At 43.7% G+C, this 26,394-nt stretch carries 20 protein-coding genes; 7 read left to right on the top strand and 13 right to left on the bottom strand.

Translation table 11 applies throughout. From position 1 onward, the window contains the following. Positions 1-6: 6 nt before the first annotated feature. From BUC07_RS00135 to BUC07_RS00155, 5 genes are read right to left on the bottom strand one after another with little or no spacing between them, the layout of a single operon-like run. Positions 7-1,464, bottom strand: a complete 1,458-nt coding sequence (locus BUC07_RS00135; RefSeq protein WP_073164332.1) for a UDP-N-acetylmuramoyl-L-alanyl-D-glutamate--2,6-diaminopimelate ligase — start codon at positions 1,462-1,464, stop codon at positions 7-9. Positions 1,465-1,466: 2 nt separating this feature from the next. Next, positions 1,467-3,590, bottom strand: a complete 2,124-nt coding sequence (locus tag BUC07_RS00140) for a penicillin-binding protein (protein WP_073163770.1) — start codon at positions 3,588-3,590, stop codon at positions 1,467-1,469. A 3-nt stretch (positions 3,591-3,593) separates the two neighbouring features. Next, positions 3,594-3,941 (bottom strand): FtsL-like putative cell division protein, encoded by a 348-nt coding sequence (locus BUC07_RS00145; protein ID WP_073163772.1) that lies wholly within the window; start codon positions 3,939-3,941, stop codon positions 3,594-3,596. 1 nt (position 3,942) lies between these two features. Then, positions 3,943-4,845 (bottom strand): 16S rRNA (cytosine(1402)-N(4))-methyltransferase RsmH, encoded by a 903-nt coding sequence (gene rsmH, locus BUC07_RS00150; RefSeq protein WP_073163775.1) that lies wholly within the window; start codon positions 4,843-4,845, stop codon positions 3,943-3,945. Beyond that, a complete protein-coding gene (locus BUC07_RS00155; RefSeq protein ID WP_073163778.1) occupies positions 4,842-5,303 on the bottom strand; it encodes a division/cell wall cluster transcriptional repressor MraZ in 462 nt (153 codons plus the stop codon). The genes rsmH and BUC07_RS00155 overlap by 4 nt, the downstream gene beginning before the upstream one ends. A 362-nt stretch (positions 5,304-5,665) precedes the next feature. Here BUC07_RS00155 and BUC07_RS00165 point away from each other — a divergent pair, with 362 nt between their 5' ends. Both BUC07_RS00165 and BUC07_RS00170 read left to right on the top strand, forming a co-directional pair. Beyond that, positions 5,666-6,496, top strand: coding sequence for a lyso-glycine lipid O-acyltransferase GlsA (locus BUC07_RS00165; RefSeq protein ID WP_073163782.1), 831 nt, complete (start codon positions 5,666-5,668; stop codon positions 6,494-6,496). Between the two features lie 91 nt (positions 6,497-6,587). Next, entirely contained in the window at positions 6,588-7,547 is a 960-nt protein-coding gene (locus BUC07_RS00170) for a glycine N(alpha)-acyltransferase GlsB (RefSeq protein WP_073163785.1), read from the top strand. A gap of 14 nt (positions 7,548-7,561) precedes the next feature. Here the strand turns inward: BUC07_RS00170 and BUC07_RS00175 are convergent, their stop codons facing one another. From BUC07_RS00175 to BUC07_RS00195, 5 genes are all read right to left on the bottom strand, one after another. Beyond that, positions 7,562-8,725, bottom strand: a complete 1,164-nt coding sequence (locus BUC07_RS00175) for a sigma-54-dependent transcriptional regulator (RefSeq protein ID WP_073163788.1) — start codon at positions 8,723-8,725, stop codon at positions 7,562-7,564. A gap of 163 nt (positions 8,726-8,888) precedes the next feature. Beyond that, on the bottom strand, positions 8,889-10,085 hold the full coding sequence (locus BUC07_RS00180; RefSeq protein ID WP_073163791.1) for a YeeE/YedE thiosulfate transporter family protein: 1,197 nt from the start codon (positions 10,083-10,085) through the stop codon (positions 8,889-8,891). A gap of 6 nt (positions 10,086-10,091) precedes the next feature. Beyond that, a complete protein-coding gene (locus tag BUC07_RS00185) occupies positions 10,092-10,628 on the bottom strand; it encodes a YeeE/YedE thiosulfate transporter family protein (RefSeq protein WP_073163794.1) in 537 nt (178 codons plus the stop codon). 54 nt (positions 10,629-10,682) lie between these two features. After that, complete coding sequence (locus BUC07_RS00190; RefSeq protein ID WP_073163797.1) at positions 10,683-11,312, bottom strand: cytochrome b/b6 domain-containing protein; 630 nt, start codon at positions 11,310-11,312, stop codon at positions 10,683-10,685. A gap of 133 nt (positions 11,313-11,445) precedes the next feature. Then, the gene (locus tag BUC07_RS00195; RefSeq protein WP_073163799.1) at positions 11,446-13,059 is read right to left on the bottom strand and encodes a tetrathionate reductase family octaheme c-type cytochrome; all 1,614 of its coding nucleotides are present in this window, start codon (positions 13,057-13,059) and stop codon (positions 11,446-11,448) included. A gap of 563 nt (positions 13,060-13,622) precedes the next feature. Between BUC07_RS00195 and BUC07_RS00200 the strand changes: the two genes are divergently transcribed. From BUC07_RS00200 to BUC07_RS00220, 5 genes are all read left to right on the top strand, one after another. Then, positions 13,623-16,904 carry a VPS10 domain-containing protein gene (locus BUC07_RS00200; RefSeq protein WP_073163802.1) on the top strand — a complete coding sequence of 1,094 codons (3,282 nt, stop codon included), beginning with the start codon at positions 13,623-13,625 and terminating at the stop codon, positions 16,902-16,904. A gap of 145 nt (positions 16,905-17,049) precedes the next feature. Further along, the gene (locus tag BUC07_RS00205; protein ID WP_073163805.1) at positions 17,050-17,985 is read left to right on the top strand and encodes a CPBP family intramembrane glutamic endopeptidase; all 936 of its coding nucleotides are present in this window, start codon (positions 17,050-17,052) and stop codon (positions 17,983-17,985) included. Positions 17,986-18,017: 32 nt separating this feature from the next. Then, positions 18,018-18,185 (top strand): hypothetical protein, encoded by a 168-nt coding sequence (locus BUC07_RS20810; protein WP_175552432.1) that lies wholly within the window; start codon positions 18,018-18,020, stop codon positions 18,183-18,185. A gap of 287 nt (positions 18,186-18,472) precedes the next feature. Further along, complete coding sequence (locus BUC07_RS00215) at positions 18,473-18,844, top strand: BlaI/MecI/CopY family transcriptional regulator (protein ID WP_073163810.1); 372 nt, start codon at positions 18,473-18,475, stop codon at positions 18,842-18,844. Next, positions 18,841-20,535, top strand: a complete 1,695-nt coding sequence (locus BUC07_RS00220; RefSeq protein ID WP_073163812.1) for a M56 family metallopeptidase — start codon at positions 18,841-18,843, stop codon at positions 20,533-20,535. The genes BUC07_RS00215 and BUC07_RS00220 overlap by 4 nt, the downstream gene beginning before the upstream one ends. 3 nt (positions 20,536-20,538) lie before the next feature. On the opposite strand, the gene BUC07_RS00225 is transcribed toward BUC07_RS00220, so the two are convergent. The 3 genes from BUC07_RS00225 to BUC07_RS00235 all read right to left on the bottom strand — a co-directional run bounded on the left by BUC07_RS00225 (position 20,539) and on the right by BUC07_RS00235 (position 26,340). Continuing rightward, positions 20,539-23,094 carry a TonB-dependent receptor gene (locus BUC07_RS00225; protein ID WP_073163815.1) on the bottom strand — a complete coding sequence of 852 codons (2,556 nt, stop codon included), beginning with the start codon at positions 23,092-23,094 and terminating at the stop codon, positions 20,539-20,541. Between the two features lie 60 nt (positions 23,095-23,154). Continuing rightward, positions 23,155-23,631: a hypothetical protein gene (locus BUC07_RS00230; protein WP_073163818.1), complete on the bottom strand. Its 477-nt coding sequence runs from the start codon at positions 23,629-23,631 to the stop codon at positions 23,155-23,157. A 309-nt stretch (positions 23,632-23,940) separates the two neighbouring features. Further along, positions 23,941-26,340, bottom strand: a complete 2,400-nt coding sequence (locus tag BUC07_RS00235) for a TonB-dependent receptor plug domain-containing protein (protein WP_083578018.1) — start codon at positions 26,338-26,340, stop codon at positions 23,941-23,943. Positions 26,341-26,394 lie beyond the last annotated feature (54 nt).

Here is a 26,394-nt window from a genome sequence, read left to right on the forward strand (position 1 = left end):
TTGCCTTTATTCGCTTATACCAAAACAATTTTTCAACTCCTCCACATCATCAAAATGGTGCCGCACACCGTTAACTTCCTGGTAACTTTCGTGGCCTTTCCCGGCTACCAGAATTATATCACCGGGCTGTGCTATCAGCGTTGCTGTTTTTATTGCTTCCCTCCGGTTTTCAATAGAGATCACTTTGTTATTGTCGGCCGCCCCAATTCCCGTTTCCATATCGCGGATAATTTGCGCGGGATTTTCAGTGCGCGGGTTATCGGAAGTCAGGATTACCTTGTCGCTTCCGGCAATGGCTTCCTGTGTCATTTCGGGGCGCTTTGTTTTGTCGCGGTCGCCACCTGCACCAATCACGGTAATTACCTGCTCGTTTCCCGAACGAATTCCCGAGATGGCCGTCAAAACATTCTTCAATGCATCGGGTGTGTGGGCATAATCCACTATCCCCATTTTTCCATCGTTGCTGCGAACAGTTTCAAAACGCCCTTTTACCGGCTCGAGGTTGCTGAGGTGTGTCAGTACTTCATCCTCATCCTGGTTCAGATTTACGGCAACCGCAAAAACAGCCAGCAGGTTGGATGCATTGAATTTCCCCACAAATCGTGTCCACACTTCGCGGCCGGTTAGGTTGAGCATCATTCCGTTAAAATGGGTTTCAATCACTTTGCAGTGATAATCGGCCAGTGCCCGGTTGGAGTAGGTAATTACTTTGGCCTTTGTATTTTGCACCATCACCCGCCCGTTTTTATCGTCGATGTTGGTAAGTGCAAACGCCGATTCAGTGAGATTATCGAAAAACTGCTTTTTGGCTTTAATGTAAGCCGCAAAAGTTTTATGGTAATCCAGATGATCGTGGGTGATATTGGTAAACACGCCGCCGGCAAATTCAATTCCTTCAATACGCTGTTGCTGCACCGCGTGCGAACTTACTTCCATAAAGCAATATTCGCAGCCGGCTTCAACCATTTGCGCCATTAGCTGCTGAATGCGCAACGCATCGGGTGTTGTATGCGTGGCAGTGTCTTCCTTATCGTCTATCATGTAGGAAATAGTGGAAATCAAACCGGAATTATGCCCCAGCTGTTTAAAAAGCCGGTAGAGCAAAGTAACAATGCTGGTTTTGCCGTTTGTTCCGGTAACACCCACAACTTTCATTTTTTTTGAAGGAAAACCATAAAAAGCTGCGGCCAGCTTTCCCAAAACCAAACCGGAATTTTTTACTGAAACAAACGTAACACCGGCAGGTAATTCTTTCGGCAATTCTTCACAAAAAATTACTGCAGCGCCATTTTCAAGTGCGGCGGGAATAAACCGGTGCCCGTCGGCATGCAGTCCGCGCTGGGCTACAAACGCCGAATCTTTTTTAATTTTACGTGAATCGAATTCAACACTATCAATTTCACGGTCGGTTTTTCCGTGTACCTCCAAAAAATCAATATGTTCCAGTAATTTTCTTAAATTCATTTTCATCCCAGTGTTATATAAACAATATCGCCACGGTTAGCCTTTGCACCTGGTGTCAGCGATTGCCGAACAACTTTCCCCATTCCTTTCAGGCGCACCTGCAACCCGGCATTTTCCAGTAAAAAAATGGCTTCGCTGGCCCCCATCCCTTTCACATCGGGCACAGCACCAACTGAAGTTTCATTTTCATCCAGAATAATCCGGTCGTCAACTCTTTTCACTTTCACAAGCTCTGATGCAGGATTACCTTCCAGATTTTTAATGCTTAATTCTTCTGCCAGCCGAAAAATATTTTCAGGATTCCCGTTTTTAATTTCGGGCAATTGCGGTTCGGATGGTAACGTTTTCTCTTCGGGTGCGTCATCGAACAGGATACGCGCCGCATACACTTTTTCGGCAATTTCTTTAAACACAGGCCCGGCAACTGAGCCACCGTAATAAGTTCCGCCCCTCGGGTTATTCACTGTCACTATCAATGAATATTTTGGATCATCAGCCGGGAAATAGCCTGCAAAAGAAGCGAGGTACATTCCTTTTTCGTAACCTCCCTGGCTTGTTGCCACCTGCGCAGTACCGGTTTTGCCGGCTATTTTAAACCACGGGTTCTGCAGCGAACGTCCGGTGCCGTTTTCGCAAACTCCCTCGAGCAGTTTTTGAGCTTTTCCAAGGGTTTCCTTAGTTGTAATCATCGGATTCAGCACTTCGGTTTTAAATTGCTTGACCTGCATCCCGCTCTTCCTGATTTCTTTAACCAGCCGGGGTTTTACCATTCGCCCGTCGTTAGCTACGGCATTGTAAAATGTGAGTACCTGCAACGGGGTCATTTTAGATTCGTAACCATACGACATCCACGCCAGTGTGGTGCCCCACCAGTCGGAGTCGCCCGGATACTTAAAAAATGGCTGGCCTTCCCCTTTTATCTCCATCCCGAGAGGCTTATTCAATCCAAAGTTGTAAATCCGGTCCACATAATCTTCAGGATTATTTTCATAACACGATGTGATTATTTTTGCGACACCTACGTTGGAAGACTTCTCAAATATTTGTTTGACGGTCATTTCCCCGTGCCCGCCATAGCGGTAATCACTGTCGTAAATAGTTTGGCCTTTGTATTTCCAAACGCCGCTACCGGTATCAAACACATCGCTGGTATCGATTAATCCATCCTCCATTGCAGCCACCAAAGAAACCAGTTTGAATGTGGAGCCGGGCTCGTAGTTTCCGGCATGCCCCATAGCATAATTATAATTTTCAAAATAGTCACCGTTTTCTCTTCCGAGGTTCGAAATGGCTTTAATTTCGCCGGTTTCAACATCCATTAAAATGGCTGTTCCCCAATCGGCATTCATTTTTTTCAACTGCCTGTAAAGCGCACTTTCGGTAATATCCTGCAATTTAATATTGATGGTAGTTATCAGATCCATCCCATCGCGGGGTTCAATTTCAGTCCGGGTAACCCAGCGTCCCGAAAGGTTTTCTTTGTAGCTGATGCCTTCTTCGCCTTTCAAATATTGTTCGTAAGCCCCCTCGAGACCGGTGTAACCAATATTGCCGTGCACGCCGCCGTAGGCTCCTTTGTTCAAATCGCCAATGGTGCGGAGTGCGAGCGATCCCAGCGGGTTTAACCTTTTGTTTTCCTGTTCGATAATCATTCCCCCGCCAAAACGACCGCGACGCAAAATGGGAAATTTCTTGATTTGCTGAAGCTCATGATAGTCCACCTTCCGGGGAGTGAGCATATATCCGCGATCGCCTTTCCGGAAAGCTGCATTCAGCCTTCTTGCATATTCATTTTTCGATGCATCTTTAAAAAAGGCAGAAAGTGCATGAGCCAGCGAGTCGCTTTGATTGTTAAACACCCGTTTCACCCCTTCGGCAGCCAGGTCAATTCTGACAAAATAACCGGGAACCGAGGTGGCCAAAACACTGCCATCGTCGGCACAAATATTCCCGCGATTGGGTTGCACGCGGAGCGTGTTTTCTTCCAGATTTTTGGCAATTTGCGCCCACCGTTCATTTTTAATTTGCTGAACAGAAACCATTTTTAAAATTACCGCTATTCCAAACAACAGCAGTACGAAATAAATAATGGCTATACGCGATACTATTGACTTTCTGATATCCACCTATTACTTCTTTTGAACTTTAATTTTCCGGGGAGGCCGGGTAGGCTCCTCCAATCCAATTCCCGACTCCGTAACTTTCTCCACCACTTCCGACGGCCTGCTGGCATCCATCAGTTTGGCCGAAAGCGTAATCGACTCGGACCGCAACTCTTCGAGCGTGTCCTGCAATACTTCAATTTGCCTGATGGTGCGTTCCGACCAGTTGCGGTTGGTAATTAACACCAGGGCAAAAAAGGCAAGAAGGAACAAAAACGGTAACTGACGGGTTACCCGTTCATCGGTGAGGATTGTCCCCCCGAGGAATGGTTTCATTCCGCCTTTCTTTTTACTATTTTTACTTTTTTCTGCCATATCAAATTTTTTCTGCTATCCTCAATTTTGCACTTCGCGAGCGCGGGTTTTTCTCCACCTCTTCGGTGCCGGGGATTATCACTTTTCTGTTTACCAATCGAAAAGGAGTAATCTGGTTCCCGTAAAAATCTTTTTCAATTTTACCCTCAAAATTGCCTGCTTTCATAAAATTTTTACACAGACGATCTTCCAGGCTGTGGTAAGTAATTACAGCTAATCTGCCGCCCGGCTTAAGCACTTCGAGCGATGCCTGCAAAAATTCTTTCAGTGCATCCATTTCGTCGTTCACTTCAATACGCAAAGCCTGAAAAACCTGCGCCAGATATTTATTTTGAATCGCTCTTGGGGCACAACGCAATGCCACTTCTTTTAGTTGACCGGTTGTTTTTAATGGTTCATTACTTCGTTCGCTGGTTATTTCCGCAGCCAGTCTTTTGGCATTTTTAATTTCGCCATACATTCTGAAAACAAAAATCAGCTGCTCTTCAGTGTAATTGTTAACCACACCGGCAGCATCTGTGGTTGCGTTGCGGTTCATCCGCATATCGAGCTTATCGTCGAAACGAAACGAAAAACCACGGTCGGCTTCATCAAAATCGTGTGATGAAACGCCCAGGTCGGCAAAAACTGCATCCACACTTTCAACACCGTGGTAGCGCAGGAAATTTTTCAGGTACCTGAAATTATGCCGGATAAAAAAAAGCCGGTCATCGTGTATCACATTGCCGGCAGTTTCCTCATCCTGGTCGAAGGCAAATAGCCTCCCGTCCCCCAGTTCATTCAGGATGAGCCGGGAATGGCCTCCGCCACCGTAGGTAGCATCCACCACAACAGCTCCGGGAAAAAGGTTTAATCCTTCAACAGATTCCCCGGGCAAAACCGGTATGTGATATTCATTTGTCATTGCCCTTCCTGTTTTTTCTTTCTTTTTTCCTGAAATCGTTTGGCAAATGTGGATTTATCCATTCGGCCGGCTTCATATTCTGCTGAATCCCACATCCGGATAGAACGGCCCATTCCGATTAGCCTCACGCTCTTTGTCAATTTCCCGTAACCGAGATATTCGCCGGGCACATTTATACGTCCATTGGCAGCCATTCCCACTTTGATAAAGTTCTCGTAAAAAAACTGCAGAAATGCATCATCTTCTTCGTCGAAAGGATCGAGTGTACTTTTAAACGCTTCCACCCTGTTTTTCCAAAACGCTTCGGGGTAAATGTCGAGGCAGTTTTTAAACAAATTCCGCTCAATAACGAGTGGCTCCAGGGCCATTTCACCCATCTCTTTTTTAAAAGCCGAAGGCAAAACAAAACGGCCTTTATCGTCGATGGTTGCATGATATGTCCCTGTAAATTCTGTCATTTTTCAGAAAATAGATTTTCGTAGTGTAAAAGTAAAAATTTCTTCCATAATATTCCATTTTCTTCCACATTATTCCACTTTACACTAACCTGTTACACCCGCTATTTTGTTGAAAAGCTGTTAATCAACTGTTGAAAACAAATACAAAAACAGAGAACCATTAACACAAAGCTCATTAAATCAGCCATTTATTTCTAACAAGAATATTTACAAACACCCGTTGATAACTCGCCGGATTCATTATATTCAGGTAAAAAACCAGAGACAGGCCAAACTGAAAAAATGAAGGATACGTATAAAACCTTGTCTTTTCTTCCAATTCAATTAAATTAGCAACCTGATTTAAATGCAACAGCCACGACATGGGGAATGAAAAAATACCGGAAACTTTTAAGCCTATTGACATGAAGGAGGTCATTGCCTCCAAAAGTCCCGGGCTGGCCAAAATTATTCCCGGTTTTGTTTACCGGTACATCAGGCGCATAATGCACATCGACTTTCTAAACGATTTACTTAAAAGATATGGCCACCTGAGAGGCATTGATTTTGTTGACCAGGTAGTTAAAGAATTCAATGTAAAAGAACATTTATACGGGGTGGAAAATATTCCCGAGTCGGGGCGGTTTATTTTTGCCAGCAACCATCCGCTTGGAGGATTTGACGGTATGTTGCTGATGAAAACGGTGGATAAAAGACTGGGAAAACCGAGGTTTTTATCCAACGATATTTTGATGAATATCCCTCAGCTAAAATCAATGTTCGTTCCGGTAAACAAACATGGCGGGCACAGTCGCGATGTAGCAAAGCTATTGGGAGAGACCTACGAGTCTGATGCCCAGATTCTGATTTTCCCATCGGGGCTGGCATCACGAAAAATAAAAGGGAAAATTGTTGACCTGGAATGGAAAAAACATTTTATCTCGAAAGCAATTCAATATAAGCGCGATGTAATTCCTGTTTTTATTGGCGGGCGAAATTCGAACCGGTTTTACCGGCTGGCCAAACTGCGTAAATTTTTCAGAATTAAATGGAACCTTGAGATGTTTTTTCTGCCCGACGAAACCATGCGACACCGCAACTCCGATGTCCACATTTACTTTGGAAAACCCATTCCATACAACTCGTTCGATCGATCCAAAACCCACCGGGAATGGGCAACAATTGTGAAAGAAAAAGTATATCAATTACAGTAATGACAAGCGATGCAAATTAAAACAGGACAGCTTTAACATTCTAATTGTTATTTGTTAATTTTGCATTCAGTTTTGAAAAAAAAGATTACGAATGAAAGATATAGTAGCGCCACTACCAAAAGATCAAATTATTGCCGAACTCACCCCGGAAAAAATGTTGCGTAAAACCAACAAGGGCGGTAATGAAATTTACGTGGTAACCCATAAAAATTCGCCGGCTATTATGCATGAAATAGGCAGGTTGCGCGAAATTACTTTTCGCGATGCAGGTGGCGGCACCGGTAAAGAAACCGATATCGACGATTACGACATTGCCGATTTTCCTTACAACCAACTAATTGTTTGGGATCCCGAAGCCCGCGAAATCCTGGGCGGATACCGGTACATGAACTGTTCTGAAACCCCAAAAAACGAAGACGGGGAAGCAATGATGGCCACTGCGCACCTTTTTCATTTATCGAAAAAATTTACTGAAGAATATTTGCCGCACATGCTTGAACTGGGGCGTTCATTTGTTCAGCCCAGTTACCAATCGAGCAAAGCCGGGGCAAAAGCACTTTTTGCGCTTGACAACTTGTGGGACGGTTTGGGTGCACTCACAGTCGATCATCCGGAAATTGAGTATTTCTTCGGGAAAGTCACCATGTATCAGCACTTTCATAACAAAGCGCGGAACCTGATTCAGTATTTCTTTAAAAAATATTTCCGCGACAAAGAGAATTTGGTATATCCGAAAGAACCGGTGGAATTTGACTACAATGAGGAGGAGATGAAAGCGGTATTTACCGGCAAGAACTACAGTGAGGACTACAAAATTCTTGTGCAGACAGTAAGATCATACGGCGAAAACGTGCCGCCGCTTATTAATGCCTATATGAATATTTCACCCTCGATGAAAACTTTTGGAACGGCACTTAACAAAGATTTTGGCGGGGTGTTGGAAACAGGCATTATTGTTACCATAAAAGATATTTACCAGGTGAAATACGATCGCCATATTGAAACCTACATCCAGGACAAGGAAAACAGCGAATGGGAAAATCCTAAATAAAAGATGTTAAACGTTTATTTTATGGGCATGGCAAACCGGACAACATCGTCGCCGGTGATTTGTTTGTCGCACAAAATAATCAGCCGCTCAATTACATTGCGAAATTCCCTGATGTTACCTGTCCAGTTAATTTTCTGAAGCTCTTTTATAGCATCATCAGTTATCGCTTTTTCGGGCATTCCATATTCGTTGCAAATCTGGTTGATGAAATAACCAGCCAAAAGCGGGATATCTTCCAGTCGTTCGTTCAAACCCGGCACATGAATCAAAATAACACTCAGCCGGTGGTACAAATCTTCGCGAAACCGATTTGCGTCAATTTCTTCTGAAATATTTTTGTTGGTAGCTGCCACAACGCGCACATCAACCTTAATGTGCTTGTCGCCGCCAACCCGCGAAATCACGCTCTCCTGCAATGCCCGTAAAACTTTGGCCTGGGCGGAGAGGCTCATGTCGCCAATTTCGTCGAGAAACAGCGTGCCACCAGTTGCCTGCTCAAATTTTCCTTTGCGCTGTTTCACTGCCGAAGTAAAAGCGCCTTTTTCGTGCCCAAACAATTCACTTTCAATTAACTCCGAGGGGATAGCTGCACAATTCACTTCCACAAACGGCCCCGAGGACCGACTGCTCTGGTCGTGAATACGCCGGGCCACCAGCTCTTTCCCGGTTCCGTTGGCGCCGGTAATTAAAACCCGCGCGTCGGTAGGTGCCACGCGGTCGGCCATTTCAATCACTTTTTTGATGGCCGGTGATTCGCCAATTATTTCAAATTTTTTGCTGACTTTCTTTTTCAGAATTTTGGTTTCATTTACCAGGGTCGATTTATCCATGGCATTGCGGATAGTAATCAGCAAACGATTGAGGTCCAGCGGTTTTTCAATAAAATCATAGGCTCCTTTTTTTATCGATTCAACTGCGGTATCAATATTTCCGTGTCCTGAAATCATTACCACAGGTGTATCGGGTGTCATTTTCTGAAGTTGCTCCAAAACTTCTATGCCATCGAGGCCGGGCATTTTAATGTCGCAAAGCACAATGTCGTATTCGGCATTTTTTACTATTTCCAGTGCTTTTTTGCCATCCTCTGCCAAATCCACTTCGTATTTTTCGTACTCGAGAATATCTTTCAACGTATTACGAATACTGCGTTCGTCGTCGATAACAAGAATTTTTGACATAATTTTCAAAATTTATTGAGACACAAAATTAATCACCTTCTGCTAAAATAAAATGAAATGGGGACAAACTTTTCCAGGGCGATAAACTTGCTGGAAAATTATAAAAATGGATGGCACAAAAAACCCGGGAGAATCCCGGGTTAATCATTCAAAATACTTTTGGTTAACACCCTCCCTGTATGGTAACTGTTTCGCGTTTTACAGGGGCTCCAATGTTTTTAAGCGCATCTACCAAATCTTCCATTTTGCCGGCAGCCATGCTCCTGAAAGCGTACTCTTCAAGCTCTGCTTTTACAGCATCTGCCGAAGGTGGTTCAAGCTCGAAAAACATTTCATGGAACTCTTCAGCGCTTTCGCGTAAAACATAATTCTCAGAATTACCAATGTATTTGGCCTTCAGGCAGGCCATCCGCACGAGCGTATCGCTGTCGGCATAAAACACATTGCTCTTGAGCCGCTGCTTAAAGAGCGGTTCGTATTGCCTGTCCATAATATTTTCAAACGGAATATTTATGGCAAGTGGCAGGTGAAATTTTTCAAACTCTTCAGGCGAACGCACATCAATAATATTATACTCATAATATTTGTTTACAATTTCATGAGCCAGTTTATCTGCCGACATTTCTTTAAATACGCAGGTTTGCTGACGTTTGGCCTCCGCAATGCGCCTATTTACAATATCTTGTTTGGAAGGCAAAAAAGCCACAATTGCCAGGACGACAAAAAGACCTGCAGCTGCCAGGGCATATTTGTTCCTTAAGGTTTTGCCTATGTTTGATTTCCTTTTGTTCACCTTGTTTTCAATAAACCAGGTAGCCACAAAAGCGCCAACAGCTATTGCGGCCAGAATAAACCCAAATGCTATATTTGACATTCCAAAAAATTCTGAAATCCGAATTTGCCCCAGGTTATTGGCCCGGTATGTTTCTTCGAGCAACGGAAAGCTCTCAGTAAATGCAAAAATGCCGAGGATTGCCCCCCCGATAAAAGCCAGTGCATCGAGTTTGCCAATTGCCATGGCGGCCACACTGGTTCCCGGGCAAAACCCTCCGATTATAAAACCTGCCCCCATAATAACTCCGCCAATAATAGCTGAATTAACAAAGGTAGGATTTACATAAATGATGCTGAGGTCGAGCAATCCGTAGTGCCCCAGCAGGAGCACGCCTGCCATTGCGGTAACGCCTGCAGTAAAAAACACCCGCAACACGGTAAAATCGTTGCCGTAAAATAAGCCAACCAGTTTTTTTGTGGAAGAAAATCCGGCCTGTTCAAGTGCAAACCCAAAACCGATGCCCAGGAAAAAAGCAATCACAAGGCTCAATTCTTCGCTAACAATATAAGGTACTAATGGTCCCATAATTTTCTATTTTAACCAAAGTTTTCTAAAAAAGAATGCCAACGCATATGCCCCGCCAAAAATGGCCAGCATAGTTAGAATACCTCCGAGCGAGAGAACGGCCATCCCGCTCAGTGCCGAGCCACTGGTACAGCCCCGGCCAAGTTGCGAACCGAAACCAAACAATGCACCACCAATAATAGCTGTTATAATCCGAGTAGCGTTGGTAACCCGTGGCCCTTTTTCCAGTTTTAATCCAACCCGGTTGGCCATAACCCCGGAAAAAAATGCACCTACCAGCACACCTACAATTTCAAAAACCAGGAAATCTTTCCACGGCCCTTGTGGGTTTTGCTCTGCGTAATTTTGGTAGTAGGCAGTGTTTTCGGCATGTTGCGGGGCAATGCCTTCAACCGAAGCCACCACAACACTTTTAACAGCGCCGCTGGCTCCCAGTCCGCGCCCGGTAATATAAATAGTTGCCAGCAACACAATTCCCAGCAGGAAACCTGCCAGATAGGGATTCATGTAAGGCTTTGCTTTGTTTATATTTTTTTGTTTCATGGAACTGATTTTTAAATATTCTCAAATTACTTCATCAACAAAATCTTGAATAACTCACTCCTTTTTCGCGGTTTCCTCATCTTCTTCCAAATCTTCGTAACCGGTTATCATTGCCCGTATGTTTGAAGTTGGAGTATGTCCGGTGGTTGTCATATAAACATGCACCACAAGAAATACCATGAGCAAAATAGCACCGAGTGTGTGCCAGAAAGCAATACTCTCGAGCGAAAAATCACTGACCACAACTATATCGTTCCGGTCGATGGTTTTATGAAACATGTAAAGAATGCCTGAAATAACGGTTAACGGAACCAGCACCAGTTTAAACCCCAGGTAAACCAAACGTTGCAAAGGATTGAGCTTGATAACTTCTGTTTTTTTTGTGGGATGTTTTTCACCTTTAAACATGCCGATGGTGTAAAAACGTATTTGTTCGGCCAGTTTTTTGGTTGTTGGAATATATTGCCGCCACTCGCCGGTTACAAAATGCCAGAAAATGGCAAATACCACCAATCCGATAAGCATCCAGGAGCCCACCCTGTGAAAACGGGCAGCGTGCTCAAATCCCAGGATATGGAATGTTCCGTGAACTTCAAACCCGGTGAGCGCCAGGAAAATTATCAGTGTTGCCTGTGTCCAGTGCCAGAAGCGCTCAAAGCCTTTGTAAACATATACACTTTTCATCTCATTAATATTGTTTATTTCATTTGTATTCGATGTAACTCTCAATTAATTTTAATTCTTCTTGCCTGCCTGCCGGTAGGCAGGTTTGTGAACTTGAAGAATGAAAATTCATGCTCGTTTCATAATCAACTATTTATTTTTGAGTTGAATTGTTATCGTCGTAATCAATAATATTCATTTCATATTTCTTTTGGCGGATAGACATAATGACACGAATGGCCGCATGAATGAGAACACCGCCCAGTGCGCCGAAGAAAAGAAGCACTCCCAGTCCGTCGAGAGGTTTATTATGATCACGTCCGGGAAGGTAAAAACCTGACAGTGTGGCCAGCCTTCCTTCATCGGAACGTGTGTGGCATTCGGCACAGCCAACAGCTTGTTCTTTGGGCGAAACCATATGATTAACAGGCCAGTACATTTCTGTTTCCACAAAATCGTACTCCCCGCTGAAGGGCAGGCCAACCCGTTTCATCCCCGCTGCTGCTGCAGCCTGCCAGTCGAAATCTTTCCAGTAAGCACTGTCGCCTTTGCTTTCAGCAAACACTTTAGGCTGAATGAGGGTGTTGTATTTGGTGTCATATATTTGATCGCCGGTGTGAATTTTCACCGGATAAATTTTTGATTCAGGATCGTCGTGCGACCCAAAAAGTGTATTCATTTGCACCGGGACCGATTCAATGGTGTCTCCCAGAATGTAATGGTCAGCCGTTCCGTTAAACCACCTGTAATCGGGTTTCACATTTTTGGCCCAAACAAAAGTTCCTTTTATCGACTGGTATTCAATGGTGCTGTCACTGTTAAATTCTTTGTATGGTTCGCCATCTCTGAGATTCCCGGCATCGGACCATTTCCACGACATTTTGGTTGGATTTTCTTTTGCATAAACAGGAATGTGGCACGCCTGGCAGGAAACCTTTGCATTGTGCCGGTTCAAAATATCGTCGAAATGCGGCGTTGATGTATGACACTGCTCGCAGGTAGCACGGTTGGTATTGGTAGATGAAACCGAATACAACCGACCTTTAATCTGATGGTTTTCTGCTGTATGACAGGCCACACACGACATATCCATTCCATTAGCCGCCATGTGCACATCCACTTCCCGGCTGGTTGACAACTGTGCCACTTCCAAATCGCCATGTTTAACATTATTCCCACCACCACTGAAAAAGTGACAACTTCCGCAATTTATTTTGCCTGGAGTCCCCACTCCCTGGGCAACTTTGGTGAGGTTAACCGTGCGGTCGGGATATCCTGCTGTGGATGAACCTTTTTTGTACTCATCGCTGTTATCGTGACAAACCATGCAGTCCACATTCCGGGCATTCTCAAAGTCAAAATGATCGTTGGTCATCCCAAAACCAATGTGACATTTTGCACACGCAAGCTCGTTTGACTGGGCTCCCAAACAGAAATTATTCAGTACATTTTTCTTTCCCGCTGAGGTAATTCCGCGCCCTTCCACATAAGAAACACGTTCCCAGTTCCAGTGAGCAGAACTCATTATCTCTTTGTGCCTTTCGGTATGGCAGCTAATGCAGGCTTCCGTAACATCCTGTGGTGTGGCGAATTCCCGCTGCAGCTCCGGTAGCTTGCTGTGGTCGATCGATGAAATCGGTTTTATCGCATACTCCTGCTTTAGCTCCTCCAGTTTCAGGTTGTAATATTCATTTTCGGTGTTGAAAATATTTATTAAAACCACAACACCTATAAAAATTAGTATAACAACAGCAATCGTTCGTTTCATCTCATTATTTTAAACTGTTTACTAAAAAAATATTTCGAAAATATCATTTTCAGCAACAAAATTATCCAAATATGTACATATACAAATACGAAAATTCATACAGCAGAACATGCCTATCAACGCGACTCCATAAATTTATGATTTTCAATTTAATAACTCAATATGTTTTACGACATTTAACCACAATATATATTGATTCTAAAGAAGAAAAGTGCATTTTAAAGGGAATAGCTACACAAAACAAAAAGAACAAAAGACAACAATGTCTGAATTTATTGCAATTGGAATATTATTTTTTTAAAGCTATTCGTATGTAGCTGGGAAATCTTAAAAATTTAATTATTTTTCGATTTCCAACATTAGAACAAGACTGATAAATAATTTAATATCAATTATTTCGTCAGATTTCGGATGATTGATTTATAAAAAATGGATTAATCAGATTAGTGAACTAATAATTAATTGTGATATTTATCCTGTTGAACAATTCATGAACCATGTATTTTTTACTGTTTAAGAACCAATGTTTTCAATAAAATAAAATCTGTTTTAATATCCTGTTTATGAGAAAAATTACATTACTTCTTTCCTTTCTGCTATTTGCCGCTTCAGTTACACTGGCAAAGAAAAACGAAAGCTCAAAAAATGAAAAAGGCGACACCATTATTACCAGCAGCCTTGTCAGCGGACTTAAATTCCGCAGCATCGGCCCGGCATGGGCCAGCGGACGAATATCTGATTTTGCGGTTAATCCGGATAATCCAAAAGAATATTACGTGGCAGTTGCCAGCGGAAACGTTTGGAAAACTACCAACAACGGCACCACGTGGAATCCCATTTTTGACAATTACGGCGCTTATTCCATTGGCGTGGTAAAAATGGATCCGAACAACCACAACATAATTTGGGTTGGAACCGGCGAAAACAATCACCAACGCGCGCTGAGTTACGGCGATGGCGTTTACAAATCGTTGGACGGAGGAAAATCATTCAAAAACATGGGATTGAAAGAAAGCCGCCAGATTGGAGGCATTGTAATTGACCCGCGCAATTCCGATGTGGTTTTTGCAGCAGCCGAAGGTTCGGCCTGGGGACCGGGCGGCGACCGCGGTCTGTACAAATCGACCGACGGCGGCGAAGCCTGGAACAAAGTTCTGGAAATAAGCGAAAATACCGGTATAAACAATGTGGTAATTGATCCGGCCAATCCCGATATTTTGTATGCCACATCTGAACAGCGCCGCAGAACTCACTTTACCAAAATTGGCGGCGGACCAGAATCGGCCGTGTATAAATCGACCGACAACGGCGAAACCTGGCGGAAAATCATGAAAGGATTGCCTTCAGTTCATATCGGCGGAATGGGCATCGACGTTTCGCCCGTAAACCCCAACTACGTTTATTTAATTGTGGAGGCAGCCGAAGATAAAGGTGGGTTTTTCCGCTCGACCGACAACGGCGAAAGCTGGGAGAAAATGAGCGACCATCACTCCAGCGGCCAGTACTACAACGAAATTTTTTGCGATCCGGAGGATGTTGACAAAGTGTATTCTGTTGAAACATACACTCATTTTACCACCGATGGTGGCAAATCCTGGACTCGACTGAACCTGAGAAACCGCCATGTTGACGACCATGCGCTGTGGATAGATCCGGCGGACACTGACCACCTGATAATTGGTGGCGATGGCGGCATTTATGAAACATGGGATGCCGGTGCCACTTTCGATTTTAAAGAAAACCTGCCCGTGACCCAGTTTTATCGTGTGCATGTGGATAACGAAGAACCCTTTTACAATATTTATGGTGGCACTCAGGACAACAACACCATGGGCGGCCCGTCGCGCAACCTTACCCGAGATGGTGTGGTAAACGATGAATGGTATGTGACCATGGGCGGCGACGGTTTTTTTATTGCCACCGACCCCAATAATCCCGACATTGTTTACACCGAATACCAGTACGGGAACCTCTACCGCTACGATAAAAAAAGCGGCCAAACCGTAAACATCAAACCCCGCGAACGCAAAGGCGAGCTGACTTACAAATGGAACTGGAATGCACCCATGTTCGTCAGTCCACACAAAGGAACCCGTTTGTACCACGCTGCAAACAAAGTATTCCGCAGCGACGATCGCGGAGACACCTGGGAAGTTATCAGCGACGACTTGACTGCGCAGGTTGACCGCAACAGCTTTCCGGTGATGGGAAAATACTGGCCAGCCGATGCGGTGGTGAAAGATGTGTCCACCTCGCAATGGGGCACCATCGTTTCGCTGGCTGAATCGCCTGTAAAAGAGGGGCTGCTTTATGCCGGAACCGACGACGGTGTAATATCAGTAACCGAAAACGGGGGTGAAAGCTGGACACAGGTGAAATCATTTCCGGGTGTGCCGGAATACACTTACGTAAGCGACATCTGGCCCGACCGTTTCGATGAAAATGTGGTGTACGCCACATTCAACAACCTGAAACGCGACGATTTTAAACCGTACGTTTTCAAAAGCACTGACAAAGGACAAAGCTGGGAAAACATCAGTGGCAATCTGCCCGACAATGGCACAGTCCACACCATCATTCAGGATCATGTTCGTCCTGAACTCTTTTTTGTGGGAACTGAATTCGGCGCTTTCTTCACCATCGATAACGGCGAAAACTGGGTGCAACTAAAATCGGGAATACCAACAATTGCCGTTTACGACATTGCCATTCAGGAACGCGAAAACGACCTGGTGCTGGCTACTTTCGGACGTGGATTTTACATTCTCGATGATTACAGTCCGTTGCGCCAACTCAACCACGAAATGGTGGAAAATGATGCTCTTCTTTTCAATATAAAAGATGCGCAGATGTTCATTCAAACCAGCAACAAAAGCAACCAGGGCGACACTTACTTCAAAGCACCCAATCCATCATTTGGAGCAACATTTACCTACTACATAAAAGAAGTACCGAAAACACAGGAACAACTGCGCAAGGAAAAAGAAAAAGAGCTGTTTGAAAAAGGTGAACCTATTCCGCACCCCACCTGGCGTGAGTTGCAACTGGAAGAAAAAGCGGAACCATCGCACCTGATTTTCACAGTTTACGATGAAGGCGGCAATGTGGTGCGCCAACTCACGAAATCACCTTCAAAAGGGATGAACCGAATCAACTGGGATTTGCGCTATTCCATGCCTACGGCAGTGCGGGTGAACAACGGTTTTAATCCCGCATCGGGAGGAAACCGTGGCAACGGAATTCTAGTTCTGCCCGGTAACTATTCGGTGGATATGAAACTCTGGCACGAAGGCGAAATCACCAACCTGGCAGGTCCTGTTGATTTCAGTGTAAAAAAACTGAACCTCGCTACATTGCCTGCTGTAGATTACAGCGAAAATGTGGAATTCAACGAAAAGGCAAGCAAACTGGCCATTGCCATGGTGGGCAGCAACCGCCTCATCGACGAGCTGATTTCGAAAGTAGAACACTTCAAGGAAGCGATTTATTCCACACCCGAAGCCAGCCAGCAACTCATGGACAAAGCCCGCGAACTTGGGAAAGAACTGGAAAAACTGAACTTCAAAATGAACGGCGTTCCGGCCAAAGCCAGTGGCGAAGAAGTACCGCCGGCACAGGTTCCGCTGTACGACCGTTTAGGACACGTTACCCGCGCAACAGCCAGCTCTACCAGCGGATTAACCACCACCCAGATTGAAGGATTCGAAATTCTGGAAGAAGAATTTCCACCGGTACTGAATGCGCTAAAACGAATTGTAGACCAGGACATTCCGGCCATGGAAGCCGAACTGAACAAATTGAATGCTCCGTGGACCCCCGGACGATTGCCGGTTTGGAACAAATAAGTTGAGAGCTGATAGAAATTTGAGAAATAAAAAAAGCCCGGCAAAACCGGGCTTTTTTTATGGTACCGGTTATTTCCCGTGAAGAGATGCCCATGGCACGATCCCCGATTGGTAATTTTTAAATACTTTTAAAAGAAAAATTGAAATGAAAAGTTCAGGTTTTATTTTCCTCTTAATTTTGATTGCCGCCAATCTGTTTGCCCAAACACCCGACACCATCCGAACCAAAAAACCGGAAGTTTTGCCGCGCTGGACACTTTATGTTCCCGGCGCATCCTATTATTATCAGAAAAATTACCTGAAAGGAACTGCTTTTGCTGCATTGGAGATTGGCGGTGTTTACCTGGGAATAAAACACGGTTCAACCTTGAAAACCAATAGTAACAGTCCGTATTACAACTATCCGCTTTTTCTGGGGCTACAGGCTTTCCAAACCGAAAAACTGACCAATTTCAAAAATCAGCTTGAAGTGATAAAATACCACAACCCGGGTTTTCGCTACCATGATATTTCGGAAAAGGATTTGTACCTGGCGCCATTCAAACTGGAAAACATTGCCACCCCCATCACGGGCGGAATGGTACTTTTGGCGAGTGTATTTTTGGGACTGGAAAAACATTTTGAAAAGCACACACTTTCCGAGGTGGAACAAATGTATTTCCTGAACCGCTACATCCCACGAAACAATGCTCTGGCAGCCTTCGGAACCACTTCGCTGGCCATGAGCTGGGCGGCGGGAGTGGGCGAAGAATACGTTGTCCGTAACTACATGATGCCCATCCTCGACTACAAATACGGGCAAACCAAAGGACTCATCTTTTCGAGTGTTGCATTTGGCGCGCTGCATTTCACTAACCTTGCGTTTGCCGAAAATCCTGACTTTAAATCCACCCTGCTGCAGGTTGGGCAAGCCACTGTTTTGGGTTTCTTCCTGGGAAGAGACGTTCAAAAAAGGGGCTACAACATTGGACCAGCGGTGGCCGCACACATGTGGTACGATGCCGTTTTGATGCTGGGTTCGTTTTTAATCAATCCCGAGGAGAATTTTCTGGGCGTGAATGTTCGGTTGGGGATTAAATAAAGTAAATTTAAAAACTTATAAAAAGGATTGATATGATAACACATGAAGAATATATAAAAGCAAATTTAGTTGTTGAATCTTTAATTGATAAAGTGAATGATTCAACACCGCATTACAGCGAAATAATGAAAAAATTTCTGGCTGCTTCTGATATAGTTGAAGCTTATGAAGAAATTTACTTCTCTCTAAATAGCAGGTGAATTCCACCCCAAAATTAAAAATCTTGGTAAAAAGAATATAAATCCTCAGCAACCAAATATTAAACTACATTCCAATGAATCAGTATTTTAAATAACCATAATCGCTGAAAATATTTTTCAAACTAAAATTATTAGTAAAATAACTATAAAACATAGTTGCAAAACTAAAAAATGTAGTTACATTTGTTTTGTTGTTTTTACAATAGTCATCCTGAACTTGTTTCAGGATCTCTAAATCAGATGCTGAAATAAATTCAGCATGACGTGATAATTTATTATTCAACAAAATGAAAAAGCTGACACAAAAAGAGGAGGAAATCATGAATGTCTTTTGGAAGAAGGGCCCAATGTTCGTGAAAGAACTGAAAAAAGAGTTTTCCGACCAGAAATTGCATTACAACACACTTTCCACCATTGTTCGGGGGTTGGAAGAAAAAGGCTTCATCGACCACGAACAGTTTGGAAATACACACCGCTATTTTGCCGCTTTGTCAAAGGAGGAGTACAAAAAGAAAACACTTGGGAACGTGGTGAAAAAGTACTTCGATAATTCGTACAAAAATGTGGTTTCGCTTTTGGTGGAAGAGGAAAACATTTCGCTGGAAGAATTGAAAAAGCTGATTGACGAAATTGAAAACACAAAATCCGACCCGAAATGAACCCGTTTTTTGAATACCTCATAAAATCCACCATCAGTTTGTCGCTGTTATATCTGCTGTTTAAGGCGTTCATGCAAAACGACAAAACGCTGGTTTTAAACCGGTTCTTACTATTGGGGATTCTTCTGTTTTCGGCAGTCATTCCGCTACTGAATGTTCAGTTTTTTCAAACAGAAGTTCCCGCAAAACAAATTGAAACCATCCGCGATTTTGTTACGGCTCCGATGACTTTCTCATCGGAAAATTCTGTTGCAACAACTTCTGTTTCAGAATCAATAAAAACGGAAATAAATTACTGGTTGTTGATTTATGGCGGAGTAATCCTCATTTTAATCATCCGGCTGTTTTTGTCGGTTGGAAAGGTTCTGCAACTCATACAAAAAGCGGAAAAGCAAAAACTGAAATACATCGTTTTGGCAGTGGTAAAAGAGATGATTCAACCCTTTACTTTTTTGAATCACGTAGTGCTTTCCGAAAAAGATTTACGCGAAAAAAAAAATAGCATTGTGGCTCACGAACAGGCCCACATCAAACAATTGCATGCGATTGATTTGGCGGTTTGTGAGGTTTTTACGCTGCTGCATTTTTTCAACCCGCTGATGTGGTTGTTGCGGCGCGATTTAAAACTGATCCACGAGTACCAGGCCGACCAGGCCGTTCTGAACAATGGCATCGATGCGCAACAATACCAGTTGCTGGTTTTACAAAAGGCGGTGGGCGAAAGACGTTTTGCCCTGGCCAACAATTTTTATCAAAAACCAATTTTAAAACGCATTAAAATGATGAAAAAGAATAAAAAATCATGGACACAAATAAAACTTTTATTATTTGTCCCCATCCTGCTTTTGCTTTTACAGGCATTTGCAAGGCCGGAATTAATTTCACAACCAGAGGAATTTATTCCTGTACAATTACATGAAAACACGAAAGAAGTTTGGTTGCAAAAATGGACGATGCAAAACATTGGCGAAGGAATATTTCAGCCAGAAACAAATTCTGCTGATTCACCAAAAAAACCAAACAATGTTTTGGTAATTCTCATGAATCGGGATAATGAATTTTTAATTGAAAATCAACACAAAAAGAAAGAAGACATTAAACAGTTGGTAAAAAACTACCTATACGGCATAAATCCCGACGGTGGAAAAGGACCGGATTACACCGAAAAAGAAATTCCATTCATTGGGAAAGTTAAAGTGTCAAATGGAATGGTAATGTACAAACACGATATTGCTTCATCAGAAGAAATGATAAATTCGACGCTGAAAGCAATTGGAGAAGCATACCTTGAAGTACGTAATGAAAAAGCCCAAATATTTTTTGGAAACTACTATTTTGAACTGGATGAAGCAAAACAAGATGCTGTCAATAGTGCAGTACCGGTTTGGTTTGCTTATGACAAACCGAAAGATATTAAAAATCCCCCACCGCCTCCACCCAAATTTGTGGTTGAATTTTATAAGGATAGAATAATACTTTGGGATAGAGAAGTAACTCTTGAAGAATTAAGTTCAGAAGCAATGAAATTTGTAAAAAAAGAAGACGGAAAATATTATGCGAGAGTACTGATTGCTGTGGGAGTTTCAGACATACAGTTGAACCAATTAAAAGAAATACTTAATAGGGCGGGGGTGAAAAATATTGAATATTCATCTGATTATAAAGAATCTGATTGGACTGGAGGAGTTTAATTTCTAAAACTTCCACGTTAGTTTTGCCCCTAAAACCCGCGGCGGCCCTGGAGCAAAAGTGGGCATTCCGAACTGTCCGCCCCAGTGGCCGGCGCTTGCACTATATTTTTCTTCCAGCAGGTTGGTTCCGTAAACACTCAACACCAAATCGGGGTCGGCTATTTCAATTCCAAAATTGACATTCAGTATTCCGTAAGCAGGTTGTTCCAGCCCGGAAGTATTGGATTCAGTAAACCAAAAATGCGATTGCCATGCATACCATGGCCTAACAAAAATCCGCATGGTGCGGGCAACATTCAACTTTCCTGAAAATCCGGCCAAAAAACTGTGCTCGGGTGCACGTGCAAAACTGTTATCGGCATAGCGAAAATCTTCTCCGTCCACTCCGGTGGAATCGAACGCCGACTGCATCCAGGCATAGTTTCCGAACACATCCAGCCCCGGAATGACAGCCACTTTCAGCCCTGTTTCAGCGCCGTACGAAGTTGCTTTTTCGTTGGCCGCCAGCAGCGCGGTTCCTGGTTCGCCGCCCCACTGCAGGGTTTGCACATCAAGATGTCGCCGGTAAAAACCGTTCACCTCCCAGAAAACCCGTTTTTTGATGATGGTTTTCCAGCCGGCTTCTCCGCTGTACACAATTTCAGCACTGGTAATCAGCGGGTTCCCATCCCACGTAAACTGGAGAATCTGTGGTTTTCTTCCGCGGGCTGCATTCAGGTAAAAGTTAAAATTTTCATTCCGCCGGTAGGTGATGCCTGCCTGGCCGGTAAACGATAAGCTGTTTTTTTTCAGCTCTTGCTCCAAAACCGGTTTGTAAAGTAAATTGGGCGCTGCCCCCGAAAATTTACCAATCGACGAGGTTTCGCCATCCAGAAACTCCGATTCGGGATTTAACTGAAGCCGGTCGTAAACAGCACTGGCCCCGAGGGTAAAAAACAGACTGCGTCTCCACTGGTAGGTATAATGCAGAAATGCCTGTGCGGATTGAGTTTTTCGTTGATCGAAATGTGCTTCGCTGTGGTTCTCGGAGAATGGCAAATCTGCAACGGGAACTGAATCGGTGGATTGCTGATAATCCGGAAAGCGGCTTTGTTCCGGCGTAAAAAAATTGGCGGAGGCGGATGAAAGATCATATATCAATTCATCGTTCGAAAAAAGAGTTTGGGAAATATTCCCTTTTTCCTGAAAATAGTTTAACCCGAAGGAACCATTTGACCGGCTCCGGAGTGAAAAATTGTATCGAACCTCCTGGTAGAAAAGTTCTGTGTTTGTTTCTTTATCCATTTCAAGAGCAGGGAAAGAAGTCCCGTCGGCATCCCAACTCGCGGCTGTATTATTTTTTCGGAATGAAGTTACGGAAGTCCAGTAATTGTGTTCATCCCTTAAAAAGCGATAGGTTAATGTGGCATCCATCCGTTCTGCTTCCGAGCCCAATTCTTCTCCCCTGTTTAACGAGGCACGATAATTAAACAACCCGCTCTCTCCGTCTTCGTTTGGCATCCACTTATTCATAAACGCAGTGCCCGGTTCATCGCTTTTCTGATAGTTCAGCTGCAAGTCAATTACATGGTTCCAGGCCGGATTAAACCGAACTGAAAATCTTCCGCCCAACACATTTTTGCCGTTGAGCATTCCGCCAGATGAATTTTCCACGTATCCATTTCGATCGCGAAAAATGCCGCCAGCCCGCACAAACAACATATCTTCGATAAGAGGATAATTTACAGCAGCCTGAACTTCCTTGTTTGAATAGTTCCCTACGCCAACCGAAACATAACCACCCAATTCATCCTTCGGTTTTTTGCTGATAAAATGAACAGCCCCATTCAGTGCATTTCGCCCGAACAGCACATTCTGCGGGCCTTTCAAAACCTCCACCCTTTCCATGTCAAACAATTCAGAAGAAAATCCACCGGGCTGGCTTACCGGAACCTGATCCGAAAAGACAGCAACCGACGGCGACAGTCCCGGGAAACCGGAGTTGCCATTTGCCCCATGAATGGGAAAGCCGGCTTTGCCGGCTCCCAAATTTTCAAATTGAAAAGCAGGTTCCCAAACAGCCAGTTCCGAAAAATCGATAATGCCTAAATCAGCTGCCTGCGACCGGGTTGCAACTGAAACGGCAGCCGGAATATCTGAAACCTGCTGTTCGCGGTTTTGTGTGGTTGCGATTTCTGTTGGAAGCGAAGCCGGTTCACGCTCGAGGGTAAAATAATGGTCGTTGAAACCGGCCTGTACCACATAATCGACAATTTTATTGCGATACCCCAGACATGTAATTATCAGGCGCAACCGTCCCGTTGGCAGATACGAAAGCATAAATTCCCCAAACTCATTGGTATGAACCAGGCGGCTTATTCCTTCAATTTCCACACTGGCTCCTTCAACCGGATTTTTATCGATGTCGCGCACCAGCCCGCGAAAAATCACTTGCGGCAACTGTTCGTTTGCCTGTTCCACATTCCGGTATTTTCGTTTTACCCGGCCGCGTTTTTTCGACTGCCCCTCGGCTGCGACTATACTCAGCATCAAAAATATGATTATGATGGTTTGCTTCATTCTCTTCTGCTTTATAGCTATCTGCTTTTCAAATTATAAATTTTGGAAATATAAAAGGATTCACCTTCTTGCTGAATAAACCGGCAATTTTAGCCAAATTGAAAATTCATCGAGGCTGTCTCTTGCCTCATCCATATTTTTGCAACATTTAATGGCAAAAGCAGGTTTCCGTGCCTTGTTCACCAGAAAAATCCGATAATCGCGCGAGCGGAGTGTGTTTGTGCGGTTCGACCAGCTAGCTATCGATTCCGACTTTACAATTGGAATCAATGCCACTCCCTTATATGCGGTCAACGATTTCCAGCGGCCAATTTTAAAAAGCCCGAATAATTTATTGTATTGTCTCACACTATTATTGTCAGTATCAATTTCAACCCCCGAGTAGGAGAATATCACAAATAAGGAAATTATTTGCACAACAACCCCAGCCAGGTAGGCTTCAAAATAAATAAAACTTACAGCAGCCAGCAGAAATACCCCACCCACAAAAACAGCCGTCCGGCCAAATGCATTATCTGTTTTATTATCAATTTTCAAAATGCAATGTTTTTTTAGTAAACGGCAAAACGTTCTTTTTTATTTGAAGAAGACCACTGAATTAAATTTCCGGGATTTCATTCAAAAGGTACTTTGCCCAAAAAGACGGTGACGGGACAAGGGTAAAATGAAAATTTATTAAACCAAAAGAGGGACGCTGAGCGCCCCTCTGTAACGGAAGGTAATACCGAATTGCTTCTGATAAAGTGGACTGATAATCTTACCTTCCTTTGCACAAAAACGATGAATTGCTAAATTTATTATTTCCTGTTCAAAAAACTGAAATCAACTTTCGCCGCACACCTCAATCTAAAATTTTAACATTGCCGACAGTTTAAAATTAATTCCCGGGGCCACAATTCCTGATGAGTACGTACGGTATCGTTTATCAAAAATATTTTCAATTCCGCCATTTATTGAAAAATAATCGCTGACCTGATAGCTTGATTTGATATTGAGCGTCCACCAGGGCGGAGACCACGGATTGCCGTTTTCATCCTCAGTGTAGAGATGCGGTTTATCCTGCTCTGACGGCGCCAGTTGATTAAAAGTGAATGCACCGCTGTAATCGAGGTATAAATCGACAAACCATTTTTGTTTTTCAAAAACCAGGTGAGAACTCCCAAAAGCAGGCGGAACATGACGAAGCGGGAATCCGTCAGCATCTTCGCCTTTAACAACTGTTATATTGTGGCGGGTTCTGAAAAACGGAGTAAAAAGATAGCGGAAAGAAAAGCTCCCTCCCATAATTTGCGCCGATTCGGCATTGACGAGCGCTTCCACGTTGCTCAAAGTTCCGTCGTACAGTATTGAATCCTGCCCGTTAAGTAAAAAATCGCGCCGTACCATGGCATTTTTCAGCTGCGTATAAAAACCGGTAATTTCGAAACGGGCTTTCCCGGCATAACTGCGAACAATTCCCAACTCGAAATTTCTGGCGTATTCCGGTTCCAGTCCAGGGTTGGGAACAATCACATTTCCGGGTTCAGAATCGAAAACCTTTGCCACATCATCGATATTAGGCGATCGGAAACCGGTGGACACATTCAGATTTACCTGCCAGTCGGTTGTTGGATGCCACACCACCCCCACATTGCCATTCAACGCTGAATTTTTCATATTGAATTCAGAAAACGGGAAGTCATAAAAACCGGCATCAAAATCGCCACTGAGCAAGGTTTGCGTAAATCTTGCCCCCGCCTGCAAAATCAATTTGTCGCTAAACTTCAATTTATAAGAAGCATAAGCGGCAAAACTGTTATAGGTTGAATTATCGGGGTAGCGGGGCGCAATTTCTTCAGAAACTGTGTCAGTTAAATTCTCAGAAAAGCCTGAGGATCTCACTTTGTTAAAAAAAGCTTCGGCCCCGTAAAAAATTTCATTTCTCGTGTCAATCGATTTTCCCAAATCCAAATTAAGCGAGAACACGTCTAAGTTTTCCGTGCGGTGCCTCAGGTTTTCACCGTTGAGGCTCCTGTCGTGGCGGCTTTCTTCATAATTCTGATAACCCGCCAGCAAATTCGCTTTATCAAACAAAAGATGATTTTTTTGATACTTTATACTCCCCGAAGCCAGCGTCCATTTTTGCGGCCCGTAATACCAGTTGCCATACCTGAGTTTATCATTCCGGTAGGCAATCAGCCTGTCGTAGCGGGGAATATCTGATGTTTGCGAATGCAAGGCACTAAACGTAACATCCAGTTCATCGCCGGGCCGGTACCTGAATTTCGAAAGCAGGTTAAACTGGCTGTAACCGGTAAACTTCTGCAATAACTCATTTTCATTCGGAATAATTTCATCAGAACCACCGAATTTGCCCGGTGCAACAAACTCTTTCCGCAAATACTCAGTTGGCCCGTTGGAGCCCATCCGTAAATCGTTGAAATCAGTAAAAGTTGAACTGACCAGTGCTGCCCATTTTTGGGAACCAAAATTAAAGGTGCCGTGTATTGTTTTTTCAAAATTGGCACTTGAATACCGCATAAACGTTTTTCCGTTAATTTCAGCATTTTTTTTAGTAGAAAGCCGTGGTTTTAAGGTACTGAAACTCATAACACCTCCCAGGGCATCGCTGCCGTAAATTACCGAGCCGGGGCCAAAAATAATCTCAGTACTTTCCAGCGAATTGGCATCGAGCGAAATCACATTATGCAGGTTACCGCTTCTGAATATGGCATTGTTCATTCTGATGCCGTCAACCACCAGCAGTACACGATTGGCTGCAAACCCTCGAATCATAGGGCTTCCGCCGCCCATCTGGCTTTTCTGGATAAAAACTCCGTTTTTGGTGCCCAGCAGGTCGGCTGTGGTTTGCGGACTAATCTGCAGAACATCTTCTGCATTCAGGGTTTCAATTTTATGCGGCACTTCGGTTTTCGACTGCTCCCAGCGGTTGACAGAAATCACTACTTCATCGAGCCTGACAGGGTCTTCAACAAGAATTACAACATTTCCGTTTTCGACAATCTGGGCCTTTGTTGCGCTGAAATTCAAAAAAGAGGCGTGCTGAAAAAGGATGGTTTCTTCCTGCTGGATTAACCCGAGATTTACTCCCCCCATTTCATCCGTTTGCGTTGTGTAGTTACTTTCAGCAACAACCAACACCCCCTCAACCGGTTCGTTTGTGCGGGCATTTAACACACTAACCGTTTGGGCCGAAACTTTAAAAATTGAGATAAAAAAAACAACGGGCAGAATCAGGTACTTCACAAATTAACATTTTAAAAAGTAACAATTTTCAGCCCGCTGTCAAGCAAAAATTAT

The sequence above is a fragment of the Tangfeifania diversioriginum genome (assembly GCF_900141875.1).
In the GTDB taxonomy this organism is placed as follows: Bacteria; Bacteroidota; Bacteroidia; order Bacteroidales; family Prolixibacteraceae; genus Tangfeifania; species Tangfeifania diversioriginum.

Coding starts and splice junctions, on each gene's coding strand:
- BUC07_RS00215 (WP_073163810.1), top strand. CDS start 18,473: ATGAAAAAGCTGACACAAAAAGAGGAGGAAATCATGAATGTCTTTTGG.
- BUC07_RS00165 (WP_073163782.1), top strand. CDS start 5,666: ATGGGGAATGAAAAAATACCGGAAACTTTTAAGCCTATTGACATGAAG.
- BUC07_RS00185 (WP_073163794.1), bottom strand. CDS start 10,628: ATGAAACAAAAAAATATAAACAAAGCAAAGCCTTACATGAATCCCTAT.
- BUC07_RS00225 (WP_073163815.1), bottom strand. CDS start 23,094: ATGAAGCAAACCATCATAATCATATTTTTGATGCTGAGTATAGTCGCA.
- BUC07_RS00190 (WP_073163797.1), bottom strand. CDS start 11,312: ATGAAAAGTGTATATGTTTACAAAGGCTTTGAGCGCTTCTGGCACTGG.
- BUC07_RS00135 (WP_073164332.1), bottom strand. CDS start 1,464: ATGAATTTAAGAAAATTACTGGAACATATTGATTTTTTGGAGGTACAC.
- BUC07_RS00200 (WP_073163802.1), top strand. CDS start 13,623: ATGAGAAAAATTACATTACTTCTTTCCTTTCTGCTATTTGCCGCTTCA.
- BUC07_RS00175 (WP_073163788.1), bottom strand. CDS start 8,725: ATGTCAAAAATTCTTGTTATCGACGACGAACGCAGTATTCGTAATACG.
- BUC07_RS00195 (WP_073163799.1), bottom strand. CDS start 13,059: ATGAAACGAACGATTGCTGTTGTTATACTAATTTTTATAGGTGTTGTG.
- BUC07_RS20810 (WP_175552432.1), top strand. CDS start 18,018: ATGATAACACATGAAGAATATATAAAAGCAAATTTAGTTGTTGAATCT.
- BUC07_RS00170 (WP_073163785.1), top strand. CDS start 6,588: ATGAAAGATATAGTAGCGCCACTACCAAAAGATCAAATTATTGCCGAA.
- BUC07_RS00145 (WP_073163772.1), bottom strand. CDS start 3,941: ATGGCAGAAAAAAGTAAAAATAGTAAAAAGAAAGGCGGAATGAAACCA.
- BUC07_RS00180 (WP_073163791.1), bottom strand. CDS start 10,085: ATGGGACCATTAGTACCTTATATTGTTAGCGAAGAATTGAGCCTTGTG.
- BUC07_RS00155 (WP_073163778.1), bottom strand. CDS start 5,303: ATGACAGAATTTACAGGGACATATCATGCAACCATCGACGATAAAGGC.
- BUC07_RS00205 (WP_073163805.1), top strand. CDS start 17,050: ATGAAAAGTTCAGGTTTTATTTTCCTCTTAATTTTGATTGCCGCCAAT.
- rsmH (WP_073163775.1), bottom strand. CDS start 4,845: ATGACAAATGAATATCACATACCGGTTTTGCCCGGGGAATCTGTTGAA.
- BUC07_RS00220 (WP_073163812.1), top strand. CDS start 18,841: ATGAACCCGTTTTTTGAATACCTCATAAAATCCACCATCAGTTTGTCG.